Origin of the sequence: Streptomyces sp. NPDC127038, from assembly GCF_042725875.1 — a bacterium.
Classification (GTDB): Bacteria; Actinomycetota; Actinomycetes; order Streptomycetales; family Streptomycetaceae; genus Streptomyces.
In genome coordinates this window covers 120,159-146,096 of record NZ_JBHXDQ010000008.1, presented here as the reverse complement: position 1 = coordinate 146,096, position 25,938 = coordinate 120,159, and the positions used below count along the sequence as shown (strand labels likewise).

General features: G+C 72.0%; 21 protein-coding genes. 11 read left to right on the top strand and 10 right to left on the bottom strand.

Annotation, left to right across the window (positions count from 1 at the left end; genetic code table 11):
• Window positions 1-97 precede the first annotated feature (97 nt).
• Both sucD and sucC read right to left on the bottom strand, forming a co-directional pair.
• Window positions 98-1,036 carry a succinate--CoA ligase subunit alpha gene (gene sucD / locus ACFWI4_RS09100; protein WP_387192686.1) on the bottom strand — a complete coding sequence of 313 codons (939 nt, stop codon included), beginning with the start codon at window positions 1,034-1,036 and terminating at the stop codon, window positions 98-100.
• Between the two features lie 11 nt (window positions 1,037-1,047).
• On the bottom strand, window positions 1,048-2,178 hold the full coding sequence (sucC, locus tag ACFWI4_RS09095; RefSeq protein ID WP_387192683.1) for an ADP-forming succinate--CoA ligase subunit beta: 1,131 nt from the start codon (window positions 2,176-2,178) through the stop codon (window positions 1,048-1,050).
• A 166-nt stretch (window positions 2,179-2,344) separates the two neighbouring features.
• On the opposite strand from sucC, the gene frc reads away from it, so the two are divergent.
• The 5 genes from frc (at window position 2,345) to ACFWI4_RS09070 (ending at window position 10,207) form a co-directional block, all read left to right on the top strand.
• Entirely contained in the window at window positions 2,345-3,577 is a 1,233-nt protein-coding gene (gene frc, locus ACFWI4_RS09090; RefSeq protein WP_387192680.1) for a formyl-CoA transferase, read from the top strand.
• Between the two features lies 1 nt (window position 3,578).
• A complete protein-coding gene (locus ACFWI4_RS09085) occupies window positions 3,579-5,726 on the top strand; it encodes an acetate--CoA ligase family protein (RefSeq protein ID WP_387192677.1) in 2,148 nt (715 codons plus the stop codon).
• A gap of 122 nt (window positions 5,727-5,848) precedes the next feature.
• Complete coding sequence (locus ACFWI4_RS09080; RefSeq protein ID WP_387192674.1) at window positions 5,849-7,240, top strand: OFA family MFS transporter; 1,392 nt, start codon at window positions 5,849-5,851, stop codon at window positions 7,238-7,240.
• Complete coding sequence (locus ACFWI4_RS09075) at window positions 7,237-8,643, top strand: OFA family MFS transporter (protein ID WP_387192671.1); 1,407 nt, start codon at window positions 7,237-7,239, stop codon at window positions 8,641-8,643. Before ACFWI4_RS09080 ends, ACFWI4_RS09075 begins: the two co-directional genes overlap by 4 nt.
• Window positions 8,644-8,851: 208 nt before the next feature.
• On the top strand, window positions 8,852-10,207 hold the full coding sequence (locus ACFWI4_RS09070; RefSeq protein ID WP_387192668.1) for a low temperature requirement protein A: 1,356 nt from the start codon (window positions 8,852-8,854) through the stop codon (window positions 10,205-10,207).
• Here ACFWI4_RS09070 and ACFWI4_RS09065 read toward each other — a convergent pair whose 3' ends face one another.
• From ACFWI4_RS09065 to ACFWI4_RS09050, 4 genes are all read right to left on the bottom strand, one after another.
• On the bottom strand, window positions 10,208-10,882 hold the full coding sequence (locus tag ACFWI4_RS09065; RefSeq protein WP_387192665.1) for a GntR family transcriptional regulator: 675 nt from the start codon (window positions 10,880-10,882) through the stop codon (window positions 10,208-10,210).
• Window positions 10,883-11,012: 130 nt separating this feature from the next.
• Entirely contained in the window at window positions 11,013-11,960 is a 948-nt protein-coding gene (locus tag ACFWI4_RS09060) for a beta-ketoacyl-ACP synthase III (RefSeq protein WP_385398145.1), read from the bottom strand.
• Between the two features lie 136 nt (window positions 11,961-12,096).
• On the bottom strand, window positions 12,097-12,282 hold the full coding sequence (locus tag ACFWI4_RS09055) for a hypothetical protein (protein WP_387192662.1): 186 nt from the start codon (window positions 12,280-12,282) through the stop codon (window positions 12,097-12,099).
• Window positions 12,251-13,663, bottom strand: coding sequence for an OFA family MFS transporter (locus ACFWI4_RS09050; RefSeq protein ID WP_387192659.1), 1,413 nt, complete (start codon window positions 13,661-13,663; stop codon window positions 12,251-12,253). Before ACFWI4_RS09050 ends, ACFWI4_RS09055 begins: the two co-directional genes overlap by 32 nt.
• Window positions 13,664-13,872: 209 nt before the next feature.
• On the opposite strand from ACFWI4_RS09050, the gene ACFWI4_RS09045 reads away from it, so the two are divergent.
• Both ACFWI4_RS09045 and fdhD read left to right on the top strand, forming a co-directional pair.
• A complete protein-coding gene (locus ACFWI4_RS09045) occupies window positions 13,873-14,844 on the top strand; it encodes a 2-dehydropantoate 2-reductase (RefSeq protein WP_387192657.1) in 972 nt (323 codons plus the stop codon).
• A gap of 189 nt (window positions 14,845-15,033) precedes the next feature.
• Window positions 15,034-15,897 carry a formate dehydrogenase accessory sulfurtransferase FdhD gene (gene fdhD, locus ACFWI4_RS09040; RefSeq protein WP_387192653.1) on the top strand — a complete coding sequence of 288 codons (864 nt, stop codon included), beginning with the start codon at window positions 15,034-15,036 and terminating at the stop codon, window positions 15,895-15,897.
• Between the two features lie 151 nt (window positions 15,898-16,048).
• Here fdhD and ACFWI4_RS09035 read toward each other — a convergent pair whose 3' ends face one another.
• Window positions 16,049-16,591: an isochorismatase family protein gene (locus ACFWI4_RS09035; RefSeq protein ID WP_385408106.1), complete on the bottom strand. Its 543-nt coding sequence runs from the start codon at window positions 16,589-16,591 to the stop codon at window positions 16,049-16,051.
• Between the two features lie 233 nt (window positions 16,592-16,824).
• Here ACFWI4_RS09035 and ACFWI4_RS09030 point away from each other — a divergent pair, with 233 nt between their 5' ends.
• The gene (locus ACFWI4_RS09030) at window positions 16,825-18,696 is read left to right on the top strand and encodes an exo-alpha-sialidase (RefSeq protein ID WP_387192650.1); all 1,872 of its coding nucleotides are present in this window, start codon (window positions 16,825-16,827) and stop codon (window positions 18,694-18,696) included.
• 43 nt (window positions 18,697-18,739) lie between these two features.
• Here ACFWI4_RS09030 and ACFWI4_RS09025 read toward each other — a convergent pair whose 3' ends face one another.
• Entirely contained in the window at window positions 18,740-19,861 is a 1,122-nt protein-coding gene (locus ACFWI4_RS09025) for a bile acid:sodium symporter family protein (protein WP_387192647.1), read from the bottom strand.
• A 144-nt stretch (window positions 19,862-20,005) separates the two neighbouring features.
• Here ACFWI4_RS09025 and ACFWI4_RS09020 point away from each other — a divergent pair, with 144 nt between their 5' ends.
• The 3 genes from ACFWI4_RS09020 (at window position 20,006) to ACFWI4_RS09010 (ending at window position 23,946) form a co-directional block, all read left to right on the top strand.
• Entirely contained in the window at window positions 20,006-20,878 is an 873-nt protein-coding gene (locus ACFWI4_RS09020) for a LysR substrate-binding domain-containing protein (RefSeq protein ID WP_385408110.1), read from the top strand.
• 251 nt (window positions 20,879-21,129) lie between these two features.
• Window positions 21,130-22,956, top strand: a complete 1,827-nt coding sequence (locus ACFWI4_RS09015) for an AMP-dependent synthetase/ligase (protein ID WP_387192644.1) — start codon at window positions 21,130-21,132, stop codon at window positions 22,954-22,956.
• Between the two features lie 198 nt (window positions 22,957-23,154).
• A complete protein-coding gene (locus tag ACFWI4_RS09010) occupies window positions 23,155-23,946 on the top strand; it encodes an aldo/keto reductase (protein WP_385408184.1) in 792 nt (263 codons plus the stop codon).
• Between the two features lie 73 nt (window positions 23,947-24,019).
• Here ACFWI4_RS09010 and ACFWI4_RS09005 read toward each other — a convergent pair whose 3' ends face one another.
• Window positions 24,020-24,721: an SDR family oxidoreductase gene (locus ACFWI4_RS09005; RefSeq protein ID WP_387192641.1), complete on the bottom strand. Its 702-nt coding sequence runs from the start codon at window positions 24,719-24,721 to the stop codon at window positions 24,020-24,022.
• Window positions 24,722-24,911: 190 nt separating this feature from the next.
• The gene (locus tag ACFWI4_RS09000; RefSeq protein ID WP_387192638.1) at window positions 24,912-25,895 is read right to left on the bottom strand and encodes a class I SAM-dependent methyltransferase; all 984 of its coding nucleotides are present in this window, start codon (window positions 25,893-25,895) and stop codon (window positions 24,912-24,914) included.
• Between the last annotated feature and the right edge of the window lie 43 nt (window positions 25,896-25,938).

Here is a 25,938-nt window from a genome sequence, read left to right as displayed (position 1 = left end):
ACCCGGCCGGAGGGCAGGCCGTGCGGGCCGCGCGAGCAGTGGTCGCGTACATGAGGGAACGTAGGGGGGTCCTGCGACGTCCGACAGTCACCTCGTATTAACTATGAGTGACATCACTCGGGGTCGCCCGGTCGGCCAGCAGCGCCAGGACCAGCCGCGCGGTCTCGGTCGGGGTCTCGCCGACCCGCACCCCCGCCTCCTCCAGTGCCTTCTTCTTGGCCCGTGCGGTGCCCGAGGAGCCGGAGACGATGGCACCGGCGTGCCCCATGGTGCGGCCCTCGGGAGCGGTGAAGCCGGCGATGTAGCCGACGACGGGCTTGGTGACGTGATCGCGTACGTAGGCGGCGGCCCGTTCCTCGGCGTCGCCGCCGATCTCCCCGATGAGGACGATCAGTTCGGTGCCCGGGTCCTCCTCGAAGGCGGCGAGGCAGTCGATGTGGGAGGTGCCGACGACGGGGTCCCCGCCGATGCCCACACAGGTCGAGAAGCCGATGTCCCGCAGTTCGTGCATGAGCTGGTAGGTGAGGGTGCCGGACTTGGACACCAGGCCGATCGGTCCGGGGCCGGTGATGTCGGCGGGGATGATGCCCGCGTTCGACCGTCCGGGGGAGATCAGGCCGGGGCAGTTGGGGCCGATGACGCGGGTGCCCCGGGCGGCGGCGTGCGCGCGCAGGGCGACGGAGTCGTGGACCGGGATGCCCTCGGTGATGACGACGGCGAGGGCGATCCCGGCGTCGGCGGCCTCCAGCACGGCGGCGCGGGCGAAGGGGGGCGGCACGAACACGACGCTCACGTCGGCCCCCGTCGCCTCGACGCCCTCGCGCACCGATCCGAAGACGGGGACGGTCCGCGGGCCGCTCCCCCGCCCGTCGGCGCCGGGGACGTCGAACTCCACGGCCAGACCGGCCTTGCGCGGATTGACGCCACCGACGACCTCCGTGCCGGCGGCGAGCATGCGCCGGGTGTGCCGCATGCCCTCGGCGCCGGTCATGCCCTGGACGAGGACCCGGGAGTCCTCGGTGAGAAAGACGGCCATGTCCCGCTCCTTCAGCTGATGTGGGCCAGTCGGGCGGCGAGGCGGGCCGCGTCGTCCATCGTGGCGGCCTGGTGCACCAGCGGGTGCGCCCGGCCGTCGAGGACGGCACGGCCCCGGGCCGCGTTGTTGCCGTCGAGCCGGACCACGATCGGCTTGGTCGGCCGTACGGCGTCCAGGGCTCGTACGATCCCGTCGGCGACGGCGTCGCAGGCGGTGATGCCGCCGAAGACGTTGACGAGGACGGACCTGACGCCGGGGTCGGACAGGACGACGGACAGTCCGTCGGCCATGACCCGCGCCGAGGCTCCGCCGCCGATGTCGAGGAAGTCGGCGGGGCGGGCGCCGCTGCCCGCGACGACGTCGAGCGTCGACATCACGAGGCCCGCGCCGTTGCCGATGACCCCGACCTCGCCCTCCAGCCTCACGTAGTTGAGGCCCCTGGCCGCGGCGGCGGCCTCCAGCGGATCCTCGCGCGGGGCTTGCCGGTCGCTCCAACGCACGTGCCGGAAAAGGGCGTTGTCGTCGAGGGTGACCTTGCCGTCCAGGGCCACGAGCTGCCCCCGTGCGGTGCGCACCAGGGGGTTCACCTCGACGAGGAGGGCGTCCTCGCGCGTGAGCACCCGCCAGAGCCGCTCCAGGACGCCGGCGGTCCGCGGCGGCAGTCCGGCGGCCCGGACGATCTCGGCCGCCTTGTCCTCGGTGACGCCCTCGACGGGGTCGACGGGGACGCGCGCCACCGCCTCCGGCCGGGCCGCGGCCACCTCCTCGATCTCGGTGCCCCCCTCGGCGGAGGCGATGGCGAGGAAGCCGCCGGCGGCCCGGTCGAGCACGTACGAGACGTAGAACTCGCTCTCGATGGCGACGGGTTCGGCGACCATCACCGTACGGACCCGATGGCCCCCGATGTCCGTGCCGAGGATGTCGCGTGCCGCGCGTTCGGCGGCGGCGGGGTCCTCGGCGAGCCGTATCCCGCCCGCCCTGCCGCGCCCGCCGGTCCTGACCTGGGCCTTGACGACGGCCCGTCCGCCGAGCCGGCGCGCGATGTCGCGTGCCTCCGCGGGCGAGTCCGTGACCTCGGCCTTCGGGACCAGAACCCCGTGTTCCGCGAAGAGTTGGCGTGCCTGATGTTCGTACAGGTCCACGATGCGGCTCCTGCTCTGAAAGTGGTGCACGACCCCTGGACATCACCCATCGGATGCGGGATAACCATCTTCATACAGTATTCGTCGACTGTATGCAATGTACCGAACCTGACCCACCGCCGGCTCCATCGGGGCGGTTCGAGGCAACGGACAAGTGAGGTGACCTGTGACGACCAAGGCTCTCGAAGGCATCCGGGTCCTGGACATGACGCACGTTCAGTCCGGGCCGTCGGCGACCCAGTTGATGGCCTGGCTCGGCGCCGACGTGGTCAAGATCGAGGCGCCCGCCGGTGACATCACCCGCACCCAGCTGCGGGACATCCCGGACGCCGACTCCCTCTACTTCACCATGCTCAACAGCAACAAGCGCAGCATCACCCTCAACACCAAGACCGAGCGCGGCAAACAGCTCCTGACCGAGCTGATCCGGCGCTCCGACGTGATGGTGGAGAACTTCGGCCCCGGCGCGGTCGACCGCATGGGCTTCACCTGGGACCGCATCCGCGAGATCAACCCGCGGATCGTCTACGCCTCCATCAAGGGCTTCGGGGAGGGCCCCTACACCGACTTCAAGGCGTACGAGGTGGTCGCCCAGGCCATGGGCGGCTCGATGGCCACCACCGGATTCGAGGACGGACCGCCCCTGGCGACCGGCGCCCAGATCGGCGACTCGGGCACCGGCGTCCACGCCGTCGCCGCCGTCCTCGCCGCGCTGCTCCAGCGCACCCGCACCGGACGCGGCCAGCGCGTCAACGTGGCCATGCAGCACGCCGTCCTCAACCTCTGCCGGGTCAAGCTGCGCGATCAGCAGCGCCTGGCCCACGGCCCGCTCGCCGAGTACCCGGGCGACGACTTCGGCGACGAGGTCCCGCGCTCGGGCAACGCCTCCGGCGGCGGCCAGCCCGGCTGGGCCGTCAAGTGCGCGCCCGGCGGCCCCAACGACTACGTCTACGTCATCGTCCAGCCCACCGGCTGGAAGCCGATCACCCGGCTGATCGGCCGTCCCGAACTGGCCGACGACCCCGGCTGGTCCACTCCCCGGGCCCGGCTGCCGAAGCTCGCCAAGATGTTCCAGCTGATCGAGGAGTGGACGGCGACCCTGCCCAAGTGGCAGGTGCTGGAGCGGCTCAACGCCGAGAGCGTCCCGTGCGGGCCGATCCTGTCCACCAAGGAGATCATCGAGGACGCCTCGCTCGCCGACAACGGCATGGTCGTCGAGGTGCGACACCCCGAGCGCGGCTCGTACGTCACCGTCGGCAGCCCCCTCAAACTCTCCGACTCCCCCGTCGACATCACCGCATCCCCCCTGCTCGGCGAGCACAACGAAGAGATCTACGTCGGCGAACTCGGCCTCGGCGACGAGGAACTGAGGCTTCTCAAGCAGGGCGGGGTGATCTGAGATGGCGGCTCAGGACCGGGTGGCTCGGGTGCGGGCGCTCCTCGACGGTGTGCGGCGCGAGGGACGCACCGCGCTCACGGCCCCCGAAGGCAAGGAGATCGCCGACGCCTACGGGATCGCCGTGCCCGGCGAGGAACTGGCTCGGGACGAGGAGGAGGCGGTGGCCCACGCGGAACGCTTCGGCGGCCCCGTGGTGATGAAGATCGTCTCCCCCGACATCCTGCACAAGACCGACGCGGGCGGGGTGCTGGTCGGTGTCGAGGGGGAGGCGGACGTACGGGCCGCCTTCCGCACGATCGTCGGCAACGCCCGCTCGTACGACGTCCGGGCCCGGATCGACGGCGTCCAGGTGCAGGAGCTTGTCCCGCCGGGGCAGGAGGTCATCGTCGGCGCGGTCACCGACCCGACGTTCGGGAAGGTCGTCGCCTTCGGACTCGGCGGGGTGCTCGTCGAGGTGCTGCGGGACGTCACCTTCCGGCTCGCTCCCGTGGACGACGGCGAGGCGCTGTCGATGCTCGACTCGATCCGCTCGGCGCAGCTCCTGCGCGGGGTCCGGGGTGGCCCGGCGGTGGACCGGGAGGCGCTGGCCGGCCAGGTCCGCAGGGTCTCCGAACTGGTCACGGACTTCCCGGAGATCGCCGAGGTGGACCTCAACCCGGTGATCGCCTCCCCCGAGGGGGCCGTCGCCGCGGACGTCCGCGTGATCCTCGGCGCGCCCCCGGCGGCCGGGCGGCGCCGGTACGGCCGGGCCGAGATCCTCGCCTCCATGGACCGGCTGATGCGGCCGCGGTCGATCGCCGTGATCGGCGCCTCCGACGTCCCGGGCAAGATCGGCCACGCGGTGCTGCGCAACCTCGTGGACGGGGGCTTCGCGGGCGAGATCCATCCGGTGAACCCCCGGGCCGACGACATCCAGGGCCGCAAGGCCTACGCGAGCGTCACGGACATCCCCGGCGAGGTGGACGTCGCGGTCTTCGCCGTTCCGGCCCGGGCGGTGCCCGGGGTGCTTGAGGAGGTGGGCCGCAAGAACATCCCCAACGCGGTCCTGATCCCCTCCGGGTTCGCGGAGACCGGCGAACAGGGGCTCCAGGACGAGATCACGGCCATCGGCGAGCGCTACGGCGTACGGCTGCTGGGCCCGAACATCTACGGCTACTACTCGACCTGGCAGGACGTGTGCGCCACGTTCTGCACGCCGTACGACGTGAAGGGCGGGGTCGCGCTCACCTCGCAGTCGGGCGGGATCGGCATGGCGGTCCTCGGGTTCGCGCGGACCACGGGGACGGGTGTCTCGGCGATCGTCGGACTCGGCAACAAGGCGGACCTGGACGAGGACGACCTGCTCACCTGGTTCGGCGAGGACCCGCACACCCGGTGCGTCGCGATGCACCTGGAGGACCTCAAGGACGGCCGCGCCTTCGTGGAGGCGGCCCGCGCCACCGTCCCGAAGAAGCCCGTCGTCGTGCTGAAGGCCGGGCGCACCGCCGCGGGCGCGCGGGCCGCGGGCTCGCACACCGGGGCCCTCGCGGGCGACGACGCCGTGTACGACGACATCCTCCGGCAGGCCGGGGTCATCAGGGCTCCCGGACTGGGCGACATGCTGGAGTACGCGCGCGCCCTGCCGGTGCTGCCCGCTCCCCGGGGCGACAACGTCGTGATCATCACCGGCGCGGGCGGCAGCGGTGTGCTGCTGTCGGACGCGGTCACCGACAACGGGCTGTCCCTGATGGAGATCCCGCCCGATCTCGACGCGGCCTTCCGGGAGTTCATCCCGCCCTTCGGGGCCGCGGGCAACCCGGTGGACATCACGGGCGGCGAGCCGCCGTCGACGTACGAGGCGACGATCCGGCTCGGTCTGGAGGACCCGCGCGTCCACGCGCTCGTCCTCGGCTACTGGCACACGATCGTGACCCCGCCCATGGTGTTCGCCGAGCTCACCGCGCGTCTGGTGGCCGAGTTCCGCGAACGCGGGGTCGAGAAGCCCGTGGTGGCCTCGCTCGCGGGTGACGTCGAGGTCGAGGAGGCGTGCCGCTACCTGTACGAGCGGGGGGTCGTGGCCTATCCGTACACCACCGAGATGCCGGTGGCCGTGCTCGGCGCGAAATACCGCTGGGCCCGTGCGGCCGGCCTGTTGGGGGGTCGTTCATGACATGAGGACGAGGGGGGCGGCCGACGGTGCGCGTCGGCCGCCCCCGGGACCCGCGGGCGCACGAAAGGCATGTGGCAGGGGGCGCTGACCAGATCTTTCGACGCAAGGGGATCTCGATCGACATGACAACCACCGGCTACTCGACTCCGGTGCCTCTTCGCGAGGTGAGGGACCGGCACGGACGCGTGTACCGCGTCGGCGAGACCGATCTCGACATCATGGGCCGCGGACGCGCCTGGATGGTCTTCCTGCCCTGGGCGGCCGTGCTGGCCATCGGCTCGGCCCAAGGCGCCTTCCTCGCGGCCCGGGACACCCTCCGCGAGGCTCACCCGTGGAGCGGCGGGCACGTCTTCTGGCTGTTGGGCGTCTGGGTGTTCTTCCAGGCGGCCGTGGCCTTCCCGGCCGGGCGGCTGCGCGAGAGCGGCAGGCTCCCGGCCCGTACGGCGATGCTGCTGGGCGCGCTCGCCACCCTGCTCGGCTTTCTGTGGCCGGCGTTCGCCCCGCAGGTGACGGTGGCCCGGCTCGGTTTCGGGATGTGGAGCGGCATCGGCGCCGGTCTCGTCCACGCGACCTGCGTGACCACCGTCGGCAAGTGGTATCCGGAGCGCAAGGGCGGCAGGACGGGCTTCGTCGACGGCGGCTTCGCCTGCGGGTCCGTGCCCTTCGTCCTCCTGCTCACCTCGTACGCGGACCCGGGCGGCCACCGGGGCGTCCTGATGGGCGTCGGCCTCGTCTGCTGCGTGCTGGTCGCGGTGGCCGGCCGGCTCCTCCATGACCCGCCGAAGGGCTGGTGGCCGCCGGACGTCGACCCGCTGAAGGTGCCCGACGACCCGAGGGTCCGGCGGATGAGGGCGAAGAACCCGCCGGCGGTCAGGCAGTACACCCCGGGTGAGGCCGCGCGCACCCCTGTCCTGTGGGTGATGTGGTTCTGTCTGCTGTGCACGGCCGGGATCGATGTCTTCGGCATCGCCTTCCAGATCCCGTTCGGCAGGGACATGGGCTTCGCGGGCGGGATCGTGGCCACGGCGACGGCGCTGAAGGCGGTCGTCGACGGCACCGGGCGCGGGGTCGTCGGCTGGATCTCCGACCGGGTCGGCCGGCGCCACACCCTGATCGTGGTGTGCCTGGTGCTGGGTTCGGCCCAGTTCGGGCTCCTGGCCTCGGGCCGGACCGGCAGCGTGCCGTTCTTCCTGGTCTGCTCGATGGTCTCCGGCTTCGCAGGCGGCGCGGTCTTCCCCCTGTTCGCGGCCATGACCGCGGACTACTTCGGCGAGGACAACAACGCCTCCAACTACGGGCTGGTCCACAGCTCGGGACTGCTCTCGGGCCTGGTGGGCTCCGGTACGGGCGCGGTCGTCGTCGGCTCGTGGGACTACCACGGCGCCTTCGTGCTCGCCGGCTCCATCGGTCTGGCGTCCGCCGTACTGGCCCTGTTCCTGAGGGCACCGGGCAGGCCCCGGGCCCGCGGCATCGTTCCCAATCCGCACCCGCTCGGCGAGGAGATGGCGTCATGACGGCGGAACCGATCGCGGCGAAGGACTCGCCGGAGGAGGGCGGCGCCCAGGGGCGCGCGTACCGGGAGGTCACGGACGCACGGGGCCGGGTCTACCGGGTCGGCGAGAGCGACCGGGACATCCTCGGCCACTCGCGCTCGTTCATGGTGTACCTGCCCTGGGCGGCCATGATGGCCATCAGCGTCTTCGAGTACGCGTACGGCTCGGCCGAGGACACGCTGTCCCACGCCCACGGCTGGACGCAGAGCAACACCTTCTGGATCCTCAGCGTCTGGGTGTTCTTCCAGGCCGGCATCGCCTTCCCGGCCGGCTGGCTGCGGGAGAAGGGGATCCTGACCGCCCGTCAGGCCATGTACACGGGCTCGGTCCTGTGCGCGGCCGGCTTCCTGTCCCTGTCGCACCTCAGCGATGTCGCCCTCGCCATCGTGGGCTTCGGGGTCGTCGGCGGTGTCGGATCCGGCCTGGTGTACGCGACCTGCATCAACATGGTCGGCAAGTGGTTCCCCGAACGCCGTGGCGCACGGACGGGGTTCGTCAACGGCGGGTTCGCGTACGGGTCGCTGCCGTTCATCTTCATCTTCAACTACGCCTTCGACACGGCCAATTACCACCGCGTGCTGGATCTCATCGGCGTCTATGTGATGGCGGTGGTGCTGACCGCCGCGTTCTTCTTCAAGGATCCGCCGAAGAACTGGTGGCCCGCGGACATCGATCCGCTGACCCACGGCGGTTCCGGGAAGCGGGCCGCGAGCCTGTCGAAGAACCCGCCGGCCGTGAAGCAGTACACGCCCAAGGAGGCCATCAGGACTGGTGTGCTCCCGCTCATGTGGATCGCGCTGGTGATGACGGCCGGTGTGTCGATCTTCGGCATCTCCTTCCAGGTCGACTTCGCCAAGGAGGTGGGCTTCGGCCCGCTGGTGGCGGCCTCGTCGATGGGCGTGATGGCGGTCGTCAACGGCGTGGGCCGGGGTGTGGTGGGCTGGCTCTCGGACGGCTGGGGGCGCAAGCGGACCCTGGTGTTCGTGATCGTGGTCCTCGGGCTCGCCCAGTTCGGTGTGATCTGGGCCGGTGACATCCACAGCGAGGCCCTGTTCCTGTTCTTCGCGTTCCTCTCCGGGTTCGGCGGCGGGGCCTTCTACCCGATGTTCGCGGCCCTGACCCCGGACTACTTCGGCGAGAACTACAACGCCACCAACTACGGGCTGGTGTACAGCGGAAAGCTGATCAGCGGCCTGTTCGGCGGCGGGCTCGGCTCGATGGTGGTCGCCGCCTGGGGCTACGACGGCGCCTACGCGCTGGCCGGCGGCATCTCCATGGTGGCGGCCGCGGTCGCCCTGCTCCTGCGCCAGCCGGGGCGCAGCACCGCGGACACCTCGGCGCCGGCACCGCAGCCGGTCGGCTGAGCGGTCACGGGCCACCCGGAGAAGGGTGGCCCGTGACCCGCGCCGGGACGTGACCGGGACACGCGGGGGTTGTGGTCCTTCGGGACACGGCTCCCGCGCCCGTCAGCCCGCCTCGGACGGCCGGCCCGAAGCGGCGTTCGCCCGAACCGGACCCTCCGGCGGGACGGCCGCATACGATCTCCCGGGGCCGACTGTCGCGGGGGGAAACATGAGCAGGGCAGGGGACGAGGCGGCGCGGGCCGCGCTGGACGGGCCGGAGCAGCAGGTCGGGCACGAGGGCCCGGGAACGCTCCAGGGACCGGTCCCGGGCGCGGTGGCGTGTCCGGCCGCGGCGGGGGCGCCGCCCCGGCCGGCGGGCGAGGGTGCGGACCTGCGGGCGCCGGACGCGGGGCCCGCGGCAGACGTCGAGGCCGGGCGGCGGGTCAGCACGCTGGAGCTGTTCTTCGACCTGGTCTTCGTGTTCACGCTCACGCAGCTCACCGTGCTGCTCGCCTCCGACCTGTCGTTCGCGACGGCGGCCCGTGTCGCGCTGATCTTCGTGGTGCTGTTCTGGATGTACGGCGCGTACGCGTACCTCACCAACCAGGTGCCGCCCGACCGGCCTTCACGGCGGCTGCTGCTGATGCTGGGGATGGGCGCGTTCCTGGTCTGCGCCCTGGCCGTCCCGCGCGCCTTCGACGACGGCGGCGTGGTCTTCGGGCTCGGCTTCCTGGCCGTCGTCCTCGTGCACAGCGCGCTCTACACCCGCAGTCACGGCCGTGACGTCATCTGGTACGCGGTGCCCAACGCGCTGGCGGCGCTCGCCGTCACGGCAGCGGGACTGTGCGACGGGCCGCGCGCCGACGGGCTGTGGCTGCTGGCCCTGGTCCTCCAGTTCGTCACCCCGTTCTTGGCCGAACACGGGCCCCGGCGCCGGGGCGGGCGCGACGCCGCGGCGCTGCGCGCGCAGCTCGGCGCGCTCGACCCGGCTCACTTCGTCGAGCGGCACGGGCTGCTGCTCATCGTCGCGTTCGGCGAGTCCGTCATCGCGATCGGCATCGGGATCGGGAACCGGCCGCTCACCGCGGACATGTTCGTCGGCGCGTTTCTCTCGCTGGCGCTGGCCGCGGCCCTGTGGTGGACGTACTTCGTCCGCGATGAACACGCGGCGGAGGCCGCGTTCACGGCGACGCCGTCGGACCGGCGCTGGCGCCTGGCGATAAACGCGTACTACTACGCCTTTCTGCCCATGCTGCTGGGCATCGCCTACTGCGCGACCGGGGTGAAGAAGACGCTCGGCCATCTCACCGAGCACTCGGGCACCGGTCCGGCGCTGGCGCTCGCGGGCGGGGTCGCGCTCTTCCTCGCGGGGGACGTGGCGTTCCGGTCGGTGCTGCGGCTCGGGCCGGTGACGTTCCGCGCGGCCGCGGTACCCGTCGCGGGAGCCACCACGCTGCTCGGCACCCAGGTCTCGGCGGTCGCCCAACTCCTTGCGCTGGTGGCGGTGTTGGTGGTGATGCTCGGCGCGGAGGCCCACCTGTCCACGCGCCCGGGCCGCGCGGCGGACACGGTGTCCGCCGTCTGACTACTTCTCGCGGTCGTGGTACATCCGCCGCGTGTGTTCGGTGTGGGCCCGCATGACGTCGGTGGCCCGCTGTCCGTCGCGTTCGGCTATCGCGGCTATCAGGTCGCGGTGTTCGGTCCAGGACTGCAGGCCGCGCTGTCTGGCCACCGGCGTGTAGTACCAGCGGACCCGGCGGTCGACCTGCGCGGCGAGCTCGGCGAGGACCGCGTTGCCGGCGAGTTCCATGACCGTGGCGTGCAGCCGGGCGTTCAGCGCGACCGCGGCGTCGACGTCGTCGTCCGCGACCGCCCGCTCGCCCTGGGCGCACAGGTCCTCCAGCGCGCCGACGGCGTCGGGGCCCGCGTTGGCGGCGGCGAGCCGGGCCGCCTCGGCCTCCAGGAGCGTACGGACCGTGAGGAGCTGGTCGGCCTCCGCCTCGGTCGGCTCGTGCACGAACGCGCCCTGGGCGGGCCGCAGATCGACCCAGCCCTCGGTGCTCAGCCGCTGGAGCGCCTCCCGGACGGGCTGCCGGGACACCCCGAGATGGCCGGCGAGTTCGCTCTCGACGAGGTGCTGGCCCGGCTTCAGGGCACGGGTGGTGATGAGTTCGAGCAGCGCCTCGTAGACGCGGTCACGGAGCGGGCCTGGCCGCTCCAGCTTGGGTACCGCTCCCTGGGGCAGGCCTGCCGACAACATCACGGTCCTCCCTGAGCGGCGTCGCCGCGATAGGAAAGTCGATGGTCAATTGTCTTTCGCCTACAGTCTACGGCGCACAAACGCGCCGCAGACAGGGGAGTTGGGCTTGTCACACCCTGTTCGGGCCGCCTCACGGGCAGCGGACGACCTGGCCGGCGTAGGAGAGGTTGCCGCCGAAGCCGAACAGCAGGACGGGGTCGCCGGTGGAGATCTCGCCGCGCTCGACGAGCTTGGAGAAGGCGAGCGGGATGCTGGCGGCGGAGGTGTTCCCGGAGTCGACGACATCGCGCGCGACGACGGCGTTGACGGCGCCGATCTTCAGGGCGAGCGGTTCGATGATGCGCAGGTTGGCCTGGTGCAGGACGACTCCGGCCAGGTCCTCGGGCGCGAGGCCGGCGCGCTCGCAGGCCTTCCGGGCGATCGGCGGGAGCTGCGTGGTGGCCCAGCGGTAGACGCTCTGGCCCTCCTGCGCGAACCGCGACGGGGTGCCCTCGATGCGCACGGCGTGCCCCATCTCCGGCACCGAGCCCCACAGCACCGGCCCGATCCCGGGCTCCTCGCCCTCGGGACAGGCCTCGACGACCGCGGCCCCGGCGCCGTCCCCGACGAGGACGCACGTCGTGCGGTCGCTCCAGTCCGTCACCTCGGTCATCTTGTCCGCGCCGATGACGAGCGCCCTGGTCGCGGCACCCGCGCGCACGGTGTGGTCGGCGGTGGCGAGGGCGTGGGTGAACCCGGCGCACACGACGTTGACGTCCATCGCGGCGGGCGAGGGGATGCCGAGACGGGCGGAGACCCGGGCGGCCATGTTCGGGGAACGGTCGACGGCCGTGGAGGTGGCGACCAGGACGAGGTCGATGTCGCCGGGCGTCAGTCCGGCCGAGGCGAGCGCCTTGGCGGCGGCGTGCGCGGCCAGCTCGTCGACCGGTTCGTCGGGCCCGGCGACATGGCGGGTCCGGATGCCCACGCGGCTCCTGATCCACTCGTCGCTGGTGTCGACCATGCCCGCCAGGTCCTCGTTGGTGAGTACCTTGGCGGGCTGGTAATGGCCGACGGCGGCGATCCGTGAGCCGTTCATGAGTGGTCCCCCTCGTGCTTCGGGTAGCGGGATCCACCAGTCTGATCAGTGACTCGCGGGTACGACGGCAGGTGATGCCACAGGAATGGGACGCCAGGCTTGTCGGCTTCTGTCAGACCTCGGGCGGTCCGAACACCTACCCCGAGAACAGTTGGGCAGCCTTCTGGACAAGCTCGTAGACGCCGTAGCACAGGGGTGCGCCCACCCACAGCCAGGCGAGGACGGTCAGCGCCCGCCGGGTGGGCGGGCCCGGGACGCCGTCGCCGGACACGGCCGGGACGCCGCCCGGGTCAGGCGGACTCGGGCTGCTGTCGTGCGACATCGGCGGCCTCCCTCTGCGCGGGAACGTGATGGCGGGCGTGCACGGGCCGTACGAACTCGTTCGCGACGAAGCCGACGGCGAGCAGCCCGATCATGATCATGAATGACAGTCCGTACAGGGACGAGCCGTGTCTGCCCGCCGCCTCCTGGTGGTCCGCGATCCGGTTCACGATCAGCGGGCCGAGGACTCCTGCGGTGGACCAGGCGGTGAGCAGCCGGCCGTGGATGGCGCCGACCTGGTGGGTGCCGAACAGGTCCTTGAGATACGCGGGGATCGTGGCGAAGCCGCCGCCGTAGAAGGAGAGGATCACCAGCGCGGCGAGGACGAACAGCGGTTTCGAGGAGTCCCCGAGCCAGGCGATCAGCGCGTACATCAGGGCGCCGGCCCCGAGGTAGATCCGGTAGACGTTCTTGCGCCCGATCACGTCGGAGGCGGAGGACCAGCCGATGCGGCCCGCCATGTTGGCCGCGGAGAGCAGGGCGACGAACCCGGCGGCCGCGGAGGCGGTGACCGGGGTGGAGCTGTCCGCGAAGAAGTCCGTGATCATCGGGGCGGCCTTCTCCAGGATGCCTATGCCGGCGGTGACGTTCATGCACAGGACGATCCACAGCAGCCAGAACTGGGGGGTGCGGACGGCGGCGCGGGCGGAGACCTGGACCCCGTCGAGCGGGCCGGGAGCGGCGGGTGCGGCGGGTGCGGCGGGTTCGGTGGGTTCGGTGGGTGCCCCGTCGAGCGCGTCCGGCCCGGACACGGCCGGTGTCCCCCCGCGTGGCACAGCGCCGCGCGGCACGCGCACCAGCAGCACGCCGAGCGTCATGAACACGGCGTACGAGAGCCCGTGCACCAGGAAGGCGAGCGCGATCCCGGAGGAGTCGGGGCCGAAGGCCTTCAGCATCTGGGCGGACCAGGGCGAGGCGATGAGCGCGCCGCCGCCGAAGCCCATGATCGCGATGCCGGTGGCGGCTCCGGGCCTGTCCGGGAACCACTTGATCAAGGTGGAGACGGGTGAGATGTAGCCGATGCCGAGGCCCGTGCCGCCGACGAAGCCGTAGCCGAGGACGATCAGCCAGTACTGCTCGGTGGCGGCGCCGAGCGCGGAGATCAGGAAGCCGGAGGAGAAGCAGACGAGGGAGACGGTCATGGCCCAGCGCGGACCGTTGCGCTCGACGAGGGTGCCGCCGAACGCGGCCGACAGTCCGAGCATCACGATGGCGAGCTGGAAGGGCAGCGCGCTCTGGGTTCCGCTGAGACCCAGCGCGGATTCGAGCGGCGGCTTGAAGACGCTCCAGGCGTAGGCCTGGCCGATGGAGAGATGGACCGACAGGGCGGCCGGCGGGACGAGCCGGCGGCTCCAACCGGGGGGTGCGACGGGAGGGCTCATGATCCGGGACGATAGGAAGCGGTTGTCCGGCTGTGAAGCGGGGCGGCGCGAACTCGTCGACCGTATGCGATGAGCGGTATCCCTGACGCGACGAACGGTCGTTTCGGCCCGGGCTCTTGTCGCTCCTCATTCCATCCTGTAGACAATATTTCGTCGACCAGGTTCGGCAGTTCCTCCTCGGTACCCTCGACCGAACGGAGCGCCACACAGTGAGAGTCGCAGTCCTCGGCGCCGGTGCGATCGGCGCCTATGTCGGCGCCGCCCTGCACCGCGCGGGCGCCGACGTGCATCTCGTAGCCCGTGGACCGCATCTCGCGGCCATGAGGCGGCACGGCGTCCAAGTCCTCAGCCCACGGGGGGACTTCACCGCACGTGCCCACGCCACCGACGACCCGGCCGAGATCGGCCCGGTCGACTACGTCTTCCTCGGCCTGAAGGCCAACTCGTACGCGGCGTGCGGGCCGCTGATCGAGCCCCTGCTGCACGACACCACGGCGGTGGTCGCCGCCCAGAACGGCATCCCCTGGTGGTACTTCCACCGGCACGGCGGACCGCACGAGGGCCACCGGGTGGAGAGCGTGGACCCCGGCGGGGCCGTCAGCGCGGTACTGGCCCCGGAACGCGCGGTCGGCTGTGTCGTCTACGCCGCGACCGAGCTGGCCGGACCGGGCGTCGTCCGCCACCTCGAAGGCACCCGGTTCTCCGTCGGGGAACCGGACCGATCCGTCTCGGACCGCTGCCGCGCGTTCAGCGACGCCATGCGGGCCGGCGGGCTGAAATGCCCCGTCGAACCGGAGCTGCGCAACGACATCTGGCTCAAGCTGCTCGGCAACATCTCCTTCAACCCGATCAGCGCCCTGGCCCGCGCCACGATGCGGCAGATGTGCCTGCACGGGGGAACACGCCGGGTCATCGAGATCATGATGGCCGAGACGCTGGCCGTGGCCCGCGCCCTCGGCTGCGAGGTCGGGGTGTCCATCGAGCGGCGTCTCGCGGGCGCCGAGCGGGTCGGCGACCACCGCACCTCCACGCTCCAGGACCTGGAGCGCGGCAAGCCGCTGGAACTCGACGTGCTGCTCGCGGCCGTCGTGGAACTCGCGGAGGTCACCGGGGTGCAGGTCCCGACGCTGCGCACCGTGTACGCCATCTCGGATCTGCTCGCGCTGGGCACGGCGGCGTGAGAGCCGGGCGGGCCCCGGCCCGGGGAGGCACCGCCCGGGGAGGCACCCCGCGGGCCCGCCCCGCCGGGTGCAGGACAATGAGACGAGCGGGTCACCCCCGCACCGCGGCCCGGGTGACCCGAACGCCAACCGGCGATCGCCAGGACCGATCCGGCCGGCCGCACGTACGGAAGCGGGACTGATCAGGACATGGGACGAGTCACGGAACGACGCAAGGTGATCCGTATCCGGGACGGGGCCGTGAGCACCCGCCCGGACACGCTCGTCGCCGAGGAACCGCTGGAGATCCGGCTCAACGGCAAGCCCCTGGCGATCACCATGCGCACCCCCGGCGACGACTTCGCGCTGGCCGCGGGCTTCCTGGTGAGCGAAGGGGTGCTGGGCCGGGCCGACGAGCTCCAGAACATCGTGTACTGCGCGGGCGCCACGGTGGACGGCTCCAACACGTACAACATCGTCGACGTACGGACGGCGCCCGAGGTCGTCGTCCCCGACATCACGCTCGAACGCAATGTGTACACGACGTCCTCGTGCGGACTGTGCGGCAAGGCGAGCCTGGACGCGGTGCGGACCACGGCCCGCTGGAGCATCGACGACACGCTGGACGGCACCGCTCCCCCGGTGCGGCTGGAGCCCGCCCTGCTCGCGAGCCTCCCCGACCGGCTGCGCGCGGCCCAGCGGGTCTTCGACCGGACCGGGGGCCTGCACGCGGCCGCGCTGTTCACCGAGGACGGCGAGCTGGTCGACATACGCGAGGACGTGGGCCGGCACAACGCGGTCGACAAGCTGGTCGGCCGCGCCCTCCAGAACGGCACGCTCCCGCTGTCGCGGACGGTGCTGCTGGTCTCCGGCCGGGCCTCGTTCGAGCTGGCGCAGAAGGCGGTGATGGCCGGCATCCCGGTGCTCGCGGCGGTCTCCGCCCCGTCGTCGCTGGCCGTCGACCTGGCGGCGGAGACCGGCCTGACCCTGGTCGGCTTCCTGCGCGGCGCCAACATGAACGTGTACGCGGGCGAGCACCGCGTCACCCTGCGGGCCACGGCCGGCCAGGGCTGACGCCCGCTCCCCGCGGCACGGCGGCGGGGCCCCGGACGGCGGGGAGCGCCCCCTGCGCCGGAGGGGCCCCGTCTCTGCCCGGCGCCGGCCCGGGCACGGCGGCCGGCGTCCCCGGGACCGGCGGGCCGGCGTCCCCGGGGCCGGCCGGGGTTCACCCCGCCGAGAAGCGCACCTCAGCGGCGGTCACGACCGTGCCGAGGCGCGGGAAGTCCAGCCGGACGGACGCCTCGTGCTCGGCCGGGGTGAAGGCGGCCATGGCGTCCTCCACGAAGACGAGGTCGTAGCCGAGGTCCCCGCCGGCGCGCGCGGTCGACTCGACCCCGAGGTTGGTGGCGATTCCGCCGAACACCAGGGTGGAGACGCCGTGTTCGCGCAGCCGCTCGTCCAGGCCGGTCCCCTGGAAGCCGCCGATGGTCCGCTTCACGATCTCCAGGTCACCCTCCGCGACGAGCCCGGCGACCAGACCGCTCCCGGCGGGCTGCTCCGCGACCCCGGACCGCTCGACCCTGACGAGCACGACGAGCGCGCCCGCCTTCCGGAAGGATTCCGCCAACTCCTGTGCGGTGGCTAGCACTTCGGTCCCCTTGTGCGGTTCGAGAGGCAGCGCCACGATGCGCTCCATCAGATCGACGAGCACGAGGGCCGTGCGCGTCGGATCGAGGGCGAGGCGGGGTTCGGTTTCGGGTGCGGTCATGACGGAACGTTAGCCCGCATCAGCCGTCCGTACCGGAAATCCGGATCGACGAGCCCGTGAACGGCTCCCCGCCGGGCGGTCACACGAACGCGAAAATCTGGCGTGAACACGACCGGTCCTTGCTCCTTGTGGGGTGTGTGAACGCCCAAGTAGCCTCTGCGGCGCGAACGTTGGACGTGGGATGTCCATAGAATCCGGAATGCCCAGTCGCCGTACGAAGGGCAGGTCGCACCATGCCGTCACGCCTCCCCACCCGTCTGAGATCCCTTCTCGTCGTCCTGCTCGGCATCGCCGCGCTCGTCACGATGCCGGGCACGGCCCGGGCCGAACCGGCGTCCACCGACGGCCCGTTCGAGCAACAGGTGCTGTTCAAGGCGTCCCAGGACCCGGGCTACGCCTGCTTCCGCATCCCGTCGGTCGTCCGGACGACCCGGGGCACCCTGCTGGCGTTCGCCGAGGGACGCGTCCTGAACTGCGGCGACGCGGCCGACATCGACATCGTGGTGAAGCGTTCCACCGACGGCGGACGCACCTGGAGCCCGCTCCAGGTCGTCAACGACGGGAACGGGGACACCCACGGCAATCCCACGCCGGTCGTGGACCGGGAGACCGGCCGGATCGTGCTGGCGGAGACGTACAACACCGGCCGCACCGACAGCGCGAGCTGCTCGGTCCCCTGCGACCGCACCCCGCACCTCCAGTACAGCGACGACGACGGCCTCAGCTGGTCGCGGCCGCGCGATCTGAGCGACGAGATCCTGCCCGCGGACTGGAACTCCTGGTACGCCACCGGCCCCGTCCACGGCATCCAGCTCACCCGCGGCCGGCACGCGGGCCGGCTGGTGTTCGCCGTCAACACCGAGACCTGGGACGGCAGTCGGGTCACCGCCAACAACGCCGCCCTCGTCACCAGCGACGACGGCGGCGACCACTGGCGCATCGGGGCGCGGGACTCCTGGCCGATCGCGGCCGACGGCACCTACCGGCAGAAGCCGTCCGAGATGACGCTCACCGAGCGCGCCGACGGATCGGTCCTGGTCAGCGGCCGGGAGCAGGACGGCACCGATCTCGGCCACCGCACCGAGGCGGTCAGCCGGGACGGCGGCGACAGCTTCGTGTCCCCCTTCCGTGACCTCCCGGACCTCTACGCGCCCCAGGTTCAGGGCTCGACGCTGCGGGTCGGCGACCGGATCCTGCTGTCCTGCCCGGCCGACCCGGACCGCCGCCGGACCATGATGATCCGCTCCTCCTACGACGGCGGGCGCACCTGGGACAGCGTGGACCGGGGCACGGTCGTCACCGCCGACTGGTCCGGCTACTCCGACCTGGTGCGTGCCGACGGTGACACCGTGGGTCTGGTGTACGAGGGCGGCGCGGTCGACGCGCGCGACGAGATCCGCTTCGTCCGCTTCACCGAGGACTGGCTCCAGCCGCGCCGGGGCCCGGACCCGACGACGGCCGACCTCGCCCCGTTCACCCGGCGGGCGGCGGTGCTCGGCGGCGCGAGCGAGACCCCCGGCGTCCTCGGCGGCGCGCTGGAGTTCGACGGCACCGACGACGCCGTACGCCTCCCTTACCAGGACCGGCTGCCGCTGGGGACGAAGGACTTCACCGCCTCCCTGTGGTTCCGCTACACCGCCACCAGCGGTGAGCAGCCCCTGCTGTGGATGGGCGGGATCGGGACGAGCCAGCCGCAGGTCTGGCTGCGCGCGGAGCCCGCGTCCAACCGCATCACCGGTCTGATCACCACCAGGGACGGCGCGTCGCCCCCGGCCACGGCGTTCGTACGGACCACCGCCGCCTTCAACGACGGCCAGTGGCACCGTCTGGCGCTGCGCCGCGGCGCGGGACGGCTCACCCTGTTCATCGACGGGACGACCGTGAGCACGGCCGACGTCCCCGGATCGGTGAGCCGGAACTCGCCGTTCGGCGTGCACATCGGCCAGCGGATGGACAGCCGTGCCTTCTTCACCGGGGCGATCGACGACGTACGGGTCTACGACCGCGCGCTGACCGACGACGAACTGTCGGCGCCGCCCTCACGGAAGGTGACCCCGGACACCGTCCTGTGGCTCCCGCTGGACCGTGTGAGCGGCAAGGACTGAGGCGGCCGCCGCCGCCACGGCACCGACACCGCCCGCCGCGCCACTAGCGAGCCGTGCCGGGCGCCGATGAGACGCGGGCCCCGGCGGAGCGGAGGGTTTCGGTGGCGCGGGCCGCTCCGCCGGGCGGGCCGGCCGCGCCACCGGGGCCCGTCGCGTCGCCGGTACCGGCCCGCTCGTCCGGGCCGGTGCGTCCGCCCGCCTCGGGATCCCGGGCCCGGCGCCTGGCGATCACCGCGCACACCATGAGCTGCATCTGGTGGAAGAGCATCAGCGGGAGCACGGCGAGGGAGGCGTGCGCGCCGAACAGCACGCCGGCCATCGGCAGGCCCGAGGCCAGCGACTTCTTGGACCCGGCGAACTGGATGGCGATCCGGTCCTCCCGGCCGAAGCACAGGGCCTTCGAGCCGTACCAGGTCAGCAGCAGCATCGCGGCGAGCAGCAGGGCCTCGACGAGGAGGAGCTCCGCCAGCCGGACGGCGCTCACCTGGCTCCAGATGCCCTGCACCATGCCCTCGCTGAAGGCGGTGTACACGACGAGCAGGATCGATCCGCGGTCGACGTAGCCGAGGACCTTCCGGTGGCGGGTGATGAACGCGCCGATCCACGGGCGCAGCAGCTGCCCGGCCAGGAACGGCACCAGGAGCTGGAGCACGATCCTGACGAGCGCGTCCGCGGAGAAGCCGCCGCTGCCGCCGAGGAGGAGCGCGGCGAGCAGCGGGGTGACGACGATGCCCGCGAGCGAGGAGAAGGAGCCCGCGCAGATGGCGGCGGGCACGTTGCCGCGGGCGATCGAGGTGAAGGCGATCGACGACTGGATGGTGGAGGGGACGAGCGTCAGGAAGAGCAGGCCCAGGTAGAGGTCGTGCGTCAGGAGCGCCGGTTCCAGACCGCGGGCGGCCAGGCCGAGCAGCGGGAACGCCACGAACGTGCAGATCAGGACCGTACCGTGCAGGCGCCAGTGCTTGAGGCCGTCCAGTGCCTCACGGGTGGACAGGCGTGCGCCGTACAGGAAGAAGAGGAAGGCGATGGCCGCCGTGGACGCGCCCGAGGCGACGTCCGCCGCGGTTCCGCTCGCGGGGAACAGGGCGGCGAGACCCACGGTCCCGAGCAGCAGCAGGATGTAGGGGTCGACCGGCATCCAGCTCGGCCACTTCAGGCGTTTCACGGTGCTCCACTGCTCGGTCGCTCGGTTCGGTGCGGCCGATCGCCGTCGGCGGATCGTGCCCTCTCCATCGTCCTCCGCCCCGGCCCGATCGGGAATCCGTCATACCGCTCTGACTGTCATCACGTATCGCGATAACGTGGCGGTGTGTACGACCCGTCCCAGCTGCGTACGTTCCTGGCGGTGGCCCAGACGCTGAGCTTCACGCAGGCCGCCCGGCGGCTGGGGGTGCGCCAGTCCACCGTCAGCCAGCACGTGCGCCGGCTGGAGGACGCGGCCGGCCGGCAGTTCTTCTCCCGCGACACCCACTCCGTCGAGCTCACCGAGGACGGCGAGGCGATGCTCGGCTTCGCGCGGCGGATCCTTGAGGTGCAGGAGCAGGCGACGGCGTTCTTCACCGGGACGCGGCTGCGCGGGCGGCTGCGGTTCGGCGCGTCCGAGGACTTCGTGCTGACCCGGCTGCCGGAGATCCTGGAGGGCTTCCGCACCGACCACCCCGAGGTGGACCTCGAACTGACCGTCGAGCTGTCCGGCACGCTCCACGAACAGCTCGCCGCCGGGCATCTCGATCTGGTACTGGCGAAGCGGCGGCCCGAGGATCCGCGCGGCGAGCTCGTCTGGCACGACCGGCTCGTGTGGATCGGCGCCCCGCGGCTGCGCCTCGACCCGGACCGCCCGGTCCCGCTGATCGTCTACCCGCCGCCGGGCATCACCCGCGCGCTCGCGCTCGAAGCGCTGGAGCGCCAGGGCCGGCCGTGGCGCGTCGCCTGCACGAGCGGCAGCCTGAACGGTCTGATCGCGGCGGCCCGCGCGGGCCTCGGCGTGATGGCGCACTCCCGCGGCCTCGTGCCGCCCGGTCTGGTCCGGGTCCCGGAGCGGGCGGGGCTCCCGGAGCTCGGCGAGGTGGACTTCGTGCTGGTGCACGGCAGACGGCGGCCGTCCGCGCAGGGTGCCGCGGACGCGCTCGCGGCGGCGATCCTCACGGGCGGCGACCGGCTGCACCGGGGGCGGCAGAGCTAGTGCCGCGGGCACCGGGCGGACGTCGGCCGCGGCCTTTCGGAGGCGTTCCGTGTCGTAGCGATTCCGTGGAGATTAAGCACGCGAAACCTACGGAACCGTAGGGAATTCTGTCCGCCCCCTCCCCTTGTGCGGGCATTTCCCCTGGTTGACCTGTGCGCACGGCACACCCCCCGGCGATTCGAGCCCCCTCCCGCCCGCTCCCGTGGTGGGGTAGCTTTCACGGCGCTGTGCGGAGGCCACGAGGAGCGGTATTGCGCGAGTTCACCAACCCCCCGTCGGCGTCGGCGCCGCCGGTGGGCGGCCTGGCCGACGCCGTGTTCGAGTACGCCCATCTGGACCCGCTCCATGTCGCCCTCGGCCGCAAGGACGAGCAGGGACAGTGGCGCGACGTCACCTCGGCCGAGTTCCGGGACGAGGTCCTGGCGCTCGCCAAGGGCATGCTGACCCACGGTGTCCGCTTCGGCGACCGGGTCGCCATCATGTGCCGCACCCGCTACGAGTGGACCCTCTTCGACTTCGCCCTGTGGACGATCGGCGCCCAGGTCGTGCCCATCTACCCCACGTCCTCCGCCGAGCAGGTCTTCTGGATGCTGCACGACGCCCAGGTGTCGGCGGTGATGGTGGAGCACGAGGACCACGCGATGACCATCGCCACGGTCGTCGACCGGCTGCCGCAGTTGCACCGGCTCTGGCAGCTCGACGTGGGCGCGGTGCACGAGCTGTACGAGGCGGGCGCGCACCTCGACGACGAGGTGGTGCACCGGCACCGCCGCGCGGTCACGCCCGACTCGACCGCGACGATCATCTACACCTCCGGGACCACGGGACGCCCCAAGGGCTGTGTCATCTCGCACGCGAACTTCATGTTCGAGGCGGACACCGTCATCGAGCGCTGGGAGCCGGTCTTCCACTCCAAGCGCGGCGACGAGGCGAGCACCCTGCTGTTCCTGCCGCTCGCGCACGTCTTCGGGCGGATGGTGCAGATCGCCGCGTTCCGCGGGAGGGTGAAGTTCGGGCACCAGCCCCAGCTGAACGCCTCCGCGCTGCTGCCGGACCTCGCCGCGTTCCGGCCCACCTTCTTCCTGGCGGTGCCGTACATCTTCGAGAAGGTCTTCAACTCCGCGCGCCGCAAGGCCGAGCGCGAGGGCAAGGCCGGTCCCTTCGAGAAGGCCGTGGACGTCGCCGTGCGGTACGCGGACGCCGTCGAGGCCAAGGCCTGGGGCACCGGTCCCGGCCCCTCGGCGAGCCTGCGCATGCAGCACCAGGTCCTCGACAAGCTCGTCTACGCCAAGGTCCGGGCCGCGATGGGCGGCCGGGTCAGACACGCGATGTCGGGCGGTTCCGCGATGGACCGCAGGCTCGGGCTGTTCTTCGCGGGCGCGGGCATCACCATCTACGAGGGGTACGGGCTCACCGAGTCCACGGCGGCGGCCACCGCCAACCCGCCCGAGCTCACCCGGTTCGGGACCGTCGGACAGGCGATCCCCGGCACCACGGTGCACATCGCGGACGACGGCGAGATCTGGCTGAACGGCGGCAACGTCTTCCAGGGCTATCTGAACAACGACAAGGCCACCGACGCCACCCTGCACGACGGCTGGCTCGCCACCGGGGACCTCGGCTCCCTGGACGAGGACGGCTACCTCACCATCACCGGGCGCAAGAAGGAGATCCTGGTGACCTCCGGCGGCAAGAGCGTCTCGCCGGGCGTGCTGGAGGAGCGGGTGCGCGACCATCCGCTGGTCGCCCAGTGCATAGTGGTCGGCAACGACCGGCCGTACATCGCCGCGCTCGTCACCCTCGACTCCGAGGCCGTGGAGCACTGGCTCCAGATGCGCGGCAAGCCGCCGCTGTCCGCCGGCGCCCTGGTGCGGGACCCCGATCTGGAGACCGAGGTGCGGCGCGCCGTGGTCGCCGCGAACACCCTCGTCTCGCAGGCCGAGTCGATCCGTACGTTCCGGATCCTGGCCAACCAGTTCACCGAGGAGCACGGGCTGCTGACGCCGTCGCTGAAGCTGAAGCGCAAGGCGATCGAGAAGGCGTACGCGACGGAGGTCGAGGCGCTGTACCGGACGTGATCCCGGATCGGTCTCCGGCGCAAGCCCGGGGACGACTGATAGGACTATTTCAGCCAATCTGCGATTCCGTGCGCCCGGAGCCCGGTCAGGAATGCATCACGGCCCGTGATCGTTGACGATACGAGAACCATCCGACGACTGAAGGATCGAGAGCTCGTGAGCAAGGTCCCCCCGATCATCCTGAACAACGGCGTCGAGATGCCGCAGCTGGGCTTCGGTGTCTGGCAGGTGCCGGACGACGAGGCGGAGCGGGCGGTCGCCACCGCGCTGGAGTCCGGGTACCGCAGCATCGACACAGCGGCGATCTACGGCAACGAAGCGGGCACGGGCAAGGCCGTCGGCGCCTCCGGCATCGCCCGCGAGGAGCTCTTCGTCACCACCAAGCTCTGGAACAGCGACCAGGGGTACGACTCCGCCCTGCGCGCCTTCGACACCTCGCTGGACAAGCTCGGCCTGGACTACGTCGACCTGTACCTGATCCACTGGCCGACGCCCTCCCGCGGCCGTTACGTCGACACCTTCAAGGCCTTCGAGAAGATCTACGCCGACGGCCGCGCCAAGGCCATCGGCACCTCGAACTTCCTGCCGGAGCACCTGGCGAGGCTGATCGAGGAGACGTCGGTCATCCCCGCCGTCAACCAGATCGAGCTGCACCCGCACCTCCAGCAGCGCGCGGCCCGTGAGTTCCACGCGGAGCAGGGCATCGCGACCGAGGGCTGGTCGCCGCTGGGCCAGGGCAAGGGGCTCCTGGAGGTCCCGGCGATCGTCGCCATCGCCCAGAAGCACGGCCGCACCCCGGCCCAGATCGTGCTCCGCTGGCACCTCCAGCTCGGCAACATCGTGATCCCGAAGTCCGTGACGCCGTCCAGGATCAAGGAGAACATCGACGTCTTCGACTTCTCCCTGGACACCGAGGACATCGCGGCGATCTCGGCCCTGAACGAGGACCGCAGGATCGGCCCCGACCCGGCCGCGTTCGACGTCGGCTGACCCGGCGCGGCGGCGCGCCCCCGACCGCAGCGCAGGCCCGGACGCCCATCGCGTCCGGGCCTGCGGCCGTGTGTCAGACGGGCTGGCCGATCGGGCGGACGACGACCGTGTTCACATCGACGCCCGCCGGCTGCCCGACCGCCCAGACGATCGAGTCGGCGAGCTGGTCCGCCGTCAGGAGCTGCCCGGGCGGCAGGCTGCCGTAGCTGTCCCAGAACGGGGTCTCCACCCGGCCGGGCGAGATCAGGGTCACGCCCACGCCGTACTCGGTGACCTGGCGCCGGGTGTTCTCGGCGAGCCCGGTCACCGCCCACTTCGTCGCGCCGTAGATGTTGCCGGGCGTGTTCACGTGCCCGGCGACGCTGCCGATCAGGACGATCCGGCCGCGGGACTCCTTCAGCGCGTCGATGGACGCCCTGATGAGCAGCGCGGGCCCGAGCACGTTGGTCAGCACCATCTCCGGCCAGCCGGCGGGATCCCCGTCCGCGACCGTGTCGTGCGTGGCGAAGCCCGCGTTGGCGACGACGGTGTCGATCCGCCCGAACTCCTTGAGCGTCACCTCGACCGCGGCCCGCACCCGGTCGTACTCAGCCGCGTGGCCGACGATCGTCAACAGTCCCTCGGGGCGGCCGAGTTCCTCGGCGAAGGCGCTCAGCCGCTCCGCCCCTCGGCCGGTGACGGCCACCCGGTGCCCGCTGTCGAGCAGCCGGCGGGCGACCGCGGCTCCGATGCCGCTTCCGCCCCCGGTGACGAGCGCGACGGGAGAATCGGTCATGGTGTACCTCCGGGAGTGTCCGGCCCGGGCGGGCCAACTGTGCGCGGAACTCCGGGAGTTCATCACTTGAAGCGTGCTCGAAGTCAAGGCCGGCGCCGACCGCGCCCGGCCCGACGGGCGGTCGGCGGTCGGCGGTCGGCGGTCGGCGGTCGGCGACCGGCGACCGGCGATCGGCGATCGGCCTCCGGGACTACTCGGGCTTGACGCCCACGTACACCGTCATCGCCGTCAGGACGAACACGTCCGAACGGTGGTGCACGCTCGCCTTGTCCGCCGGGTCGAGGAGGCGGTCGAGGGCGGCGACGTCCTCGGCGTCGAGGCCTTCGGCGAGCCCCTCCCGCCTGCGGGTCAGGGCGGTGACGGCGAAGGCGCGGGCCTCGTCCGAGACCGGGGCGGGAAGGTCGAGCAGGAAGGTACGGGTCGCGGTGTGGCGCAGCCCGACCGCCTCCAGCAGGGCCGGCCAGTCCTCCGTCTCCGCCACCGACCCGGGCAGTTCGGTCCGCATCCGGGTGAACCACTCGTCGTGCACCGCGTCGATCCTGGCCTCCAGGCCGGGCCGGCCGATACCGGTGTCACGCGGGAGGAACCGCGTGGGCAGGCCGCCCTCAAGCAGCGCGAGGGTGCCGCCGGGCGCCAGGCTCCGGACGAAACCGGTGAGCGCGGCGCGCTGGTCACCGACGTGGTGCAGCGACCTGCTCGCCCACAGCAGATCCGCCGGATACTCCAGGTCGCCGATGCCTTCCGAGAGTTCGGCCTCGATCGTGCTGAAGCGGTCGGCGAAGCCGAGCCGCCCGGCACGGGCCCGGGCCTCCTCAAGCAGGGGTTCGGCCCCGTCCACGGCGACGATCCGCGCGCCGGGGAACTTCTCGGCGAACAGACCGGAGATGACCCCGGGGCCGCTTCCCGCGTCCACGATCAGCCCCGGGTCGGGACGCTGCTCCCGGAGCCAGTCGGCCGCCTGGACGTAGGCCGGCATGAACAGCTCCGCCTCCTGCACCAGCAGGGGCAGCATCTGGCCGAAGTCCATGTGCGTGTGTCCGTGGGAGTCGCCGTGAGCGTGCCCCCCGGCGTCCCCGTGGCCGTGCGCGCCGCCCTGGTGACGGCCGCGATCCTGCGTCCCGCCCTGGTGGTGGGCGCAGCCGCTGCCGTGGCCGTGATCGTGGTCCTGTGTCATGGGGCGAGCCTCTCTCTCGGTAGGAGGCAAGCCTGCGCCGCCG

Bases quoted from the DNA above. Each gene is read 5' to 3' on its own strand.
- ACFWI4_RS09075 (WP_387192671.1), top strand. From the start codon at position 7,237: ATGACGGCGGAACCGATCGCGGCGAAGGACTCGCCGGAGGAGGGCGGC.
- ACFWI4_RS09030 (WP_387192650.1), top strand. From the start codon at position 16,825: ATGCCGTCACGCCTCCCCACCCGTCTGAGATCCCTTCTCGTCGTCCTG.
- ACFWI4_RS09070 (WP_387192668.1), top strand. From the start codon at position 8,852: ATGAGCAGGGCAGGGGACGAGGCGGCGCGGGCCGCGCTGGACGGGCCG.
- ACFWI4_RS09055 (WP_387192662.1), bottom strand. From the start codon at position 12,282: ATGTCGCACGACAGCAGCCCGAGTCCGCCTGACCCGGGCGGCGTCCCG.
- ACFWI4_RS09060 (WP_385398145.1), bottom strand. From the start codon at position 11,960: ATGAACGGCTCACGGATCGCCGCCGTCGGCCATTACCAGCCCGCCAAG.
- ACFWI4_RS09065 (WP_387192665.1), bottom strand. From the start codon at position 10,882: ATGTTGTCGGCAGGCCTGCCCCAGGGAGCGGTACCCAAGCTGGAGCGG.
- ACFWI4_RS09035 (WP_385408106.1), bottom strand. From the start codon at position 16,591: ATGACCGCACCCGAAACCGAACCCCGCCTCGCCCTCGATCCGACGCGC.
- ACFWI4_RS09005 (WP_387192641.1), bottom strand. From the start codon at position 24,721: ATGACCGATTCTCCCGTCGCGCTCGTCACCGGGGGCGGAAGCGGCATC.
- ACFWI4_RS09010 (WP_385408184.1), top strand. From the start codon at position 23,155: ATGCCGCAGCTGGGCTTCGGTGTCTGGCAGGTGCCGGACGACGAGGCG.
- ACFWI4_RS09050 (WP_387192659.1), bottom strand. From the start codon at position 13,663: ATGAGCCCTCCCGTCGCACCCCCCGGTTGGAGCCGCCGGCTCGTCCCG.
- fdhD (WP_387192653.1), top strand. From the start codon at position 15,034: ATGGGACGAGTCACGGAACGACGCAAGGTGATCCGTATCCGGGACGGG.
- ACFWI4_RS09000 (WP_387192638.1), bottom strand. From the start codon at position 25,895: ATGACACAGGACCACGATCACGGCCACGGCAGCGGCTGCGCCCACCAC.
- sucD (WP_387192686.1), bottom strand. From the start codon at position 1,036: ATGGCCGTCTTTCTCACCGAGGACTCCCGGGTCCTCGTCCAGGGCATG.
- ACFWI4_RS09080 (WP_387192674.1), top strand. From the start codon at position 5,849: ATGACAACCACCGGCTACTCGACTCCGGTGCCTCTTCGCGAGGTGAGG.
- ACFWI4_RS09085 (WP_387192677.1), top strand. From the start codon at position 3,579: ATGGCGGCTCAGGACCGGGTGGCTCGGGTGCGGGCGCTCCTCGACGGT.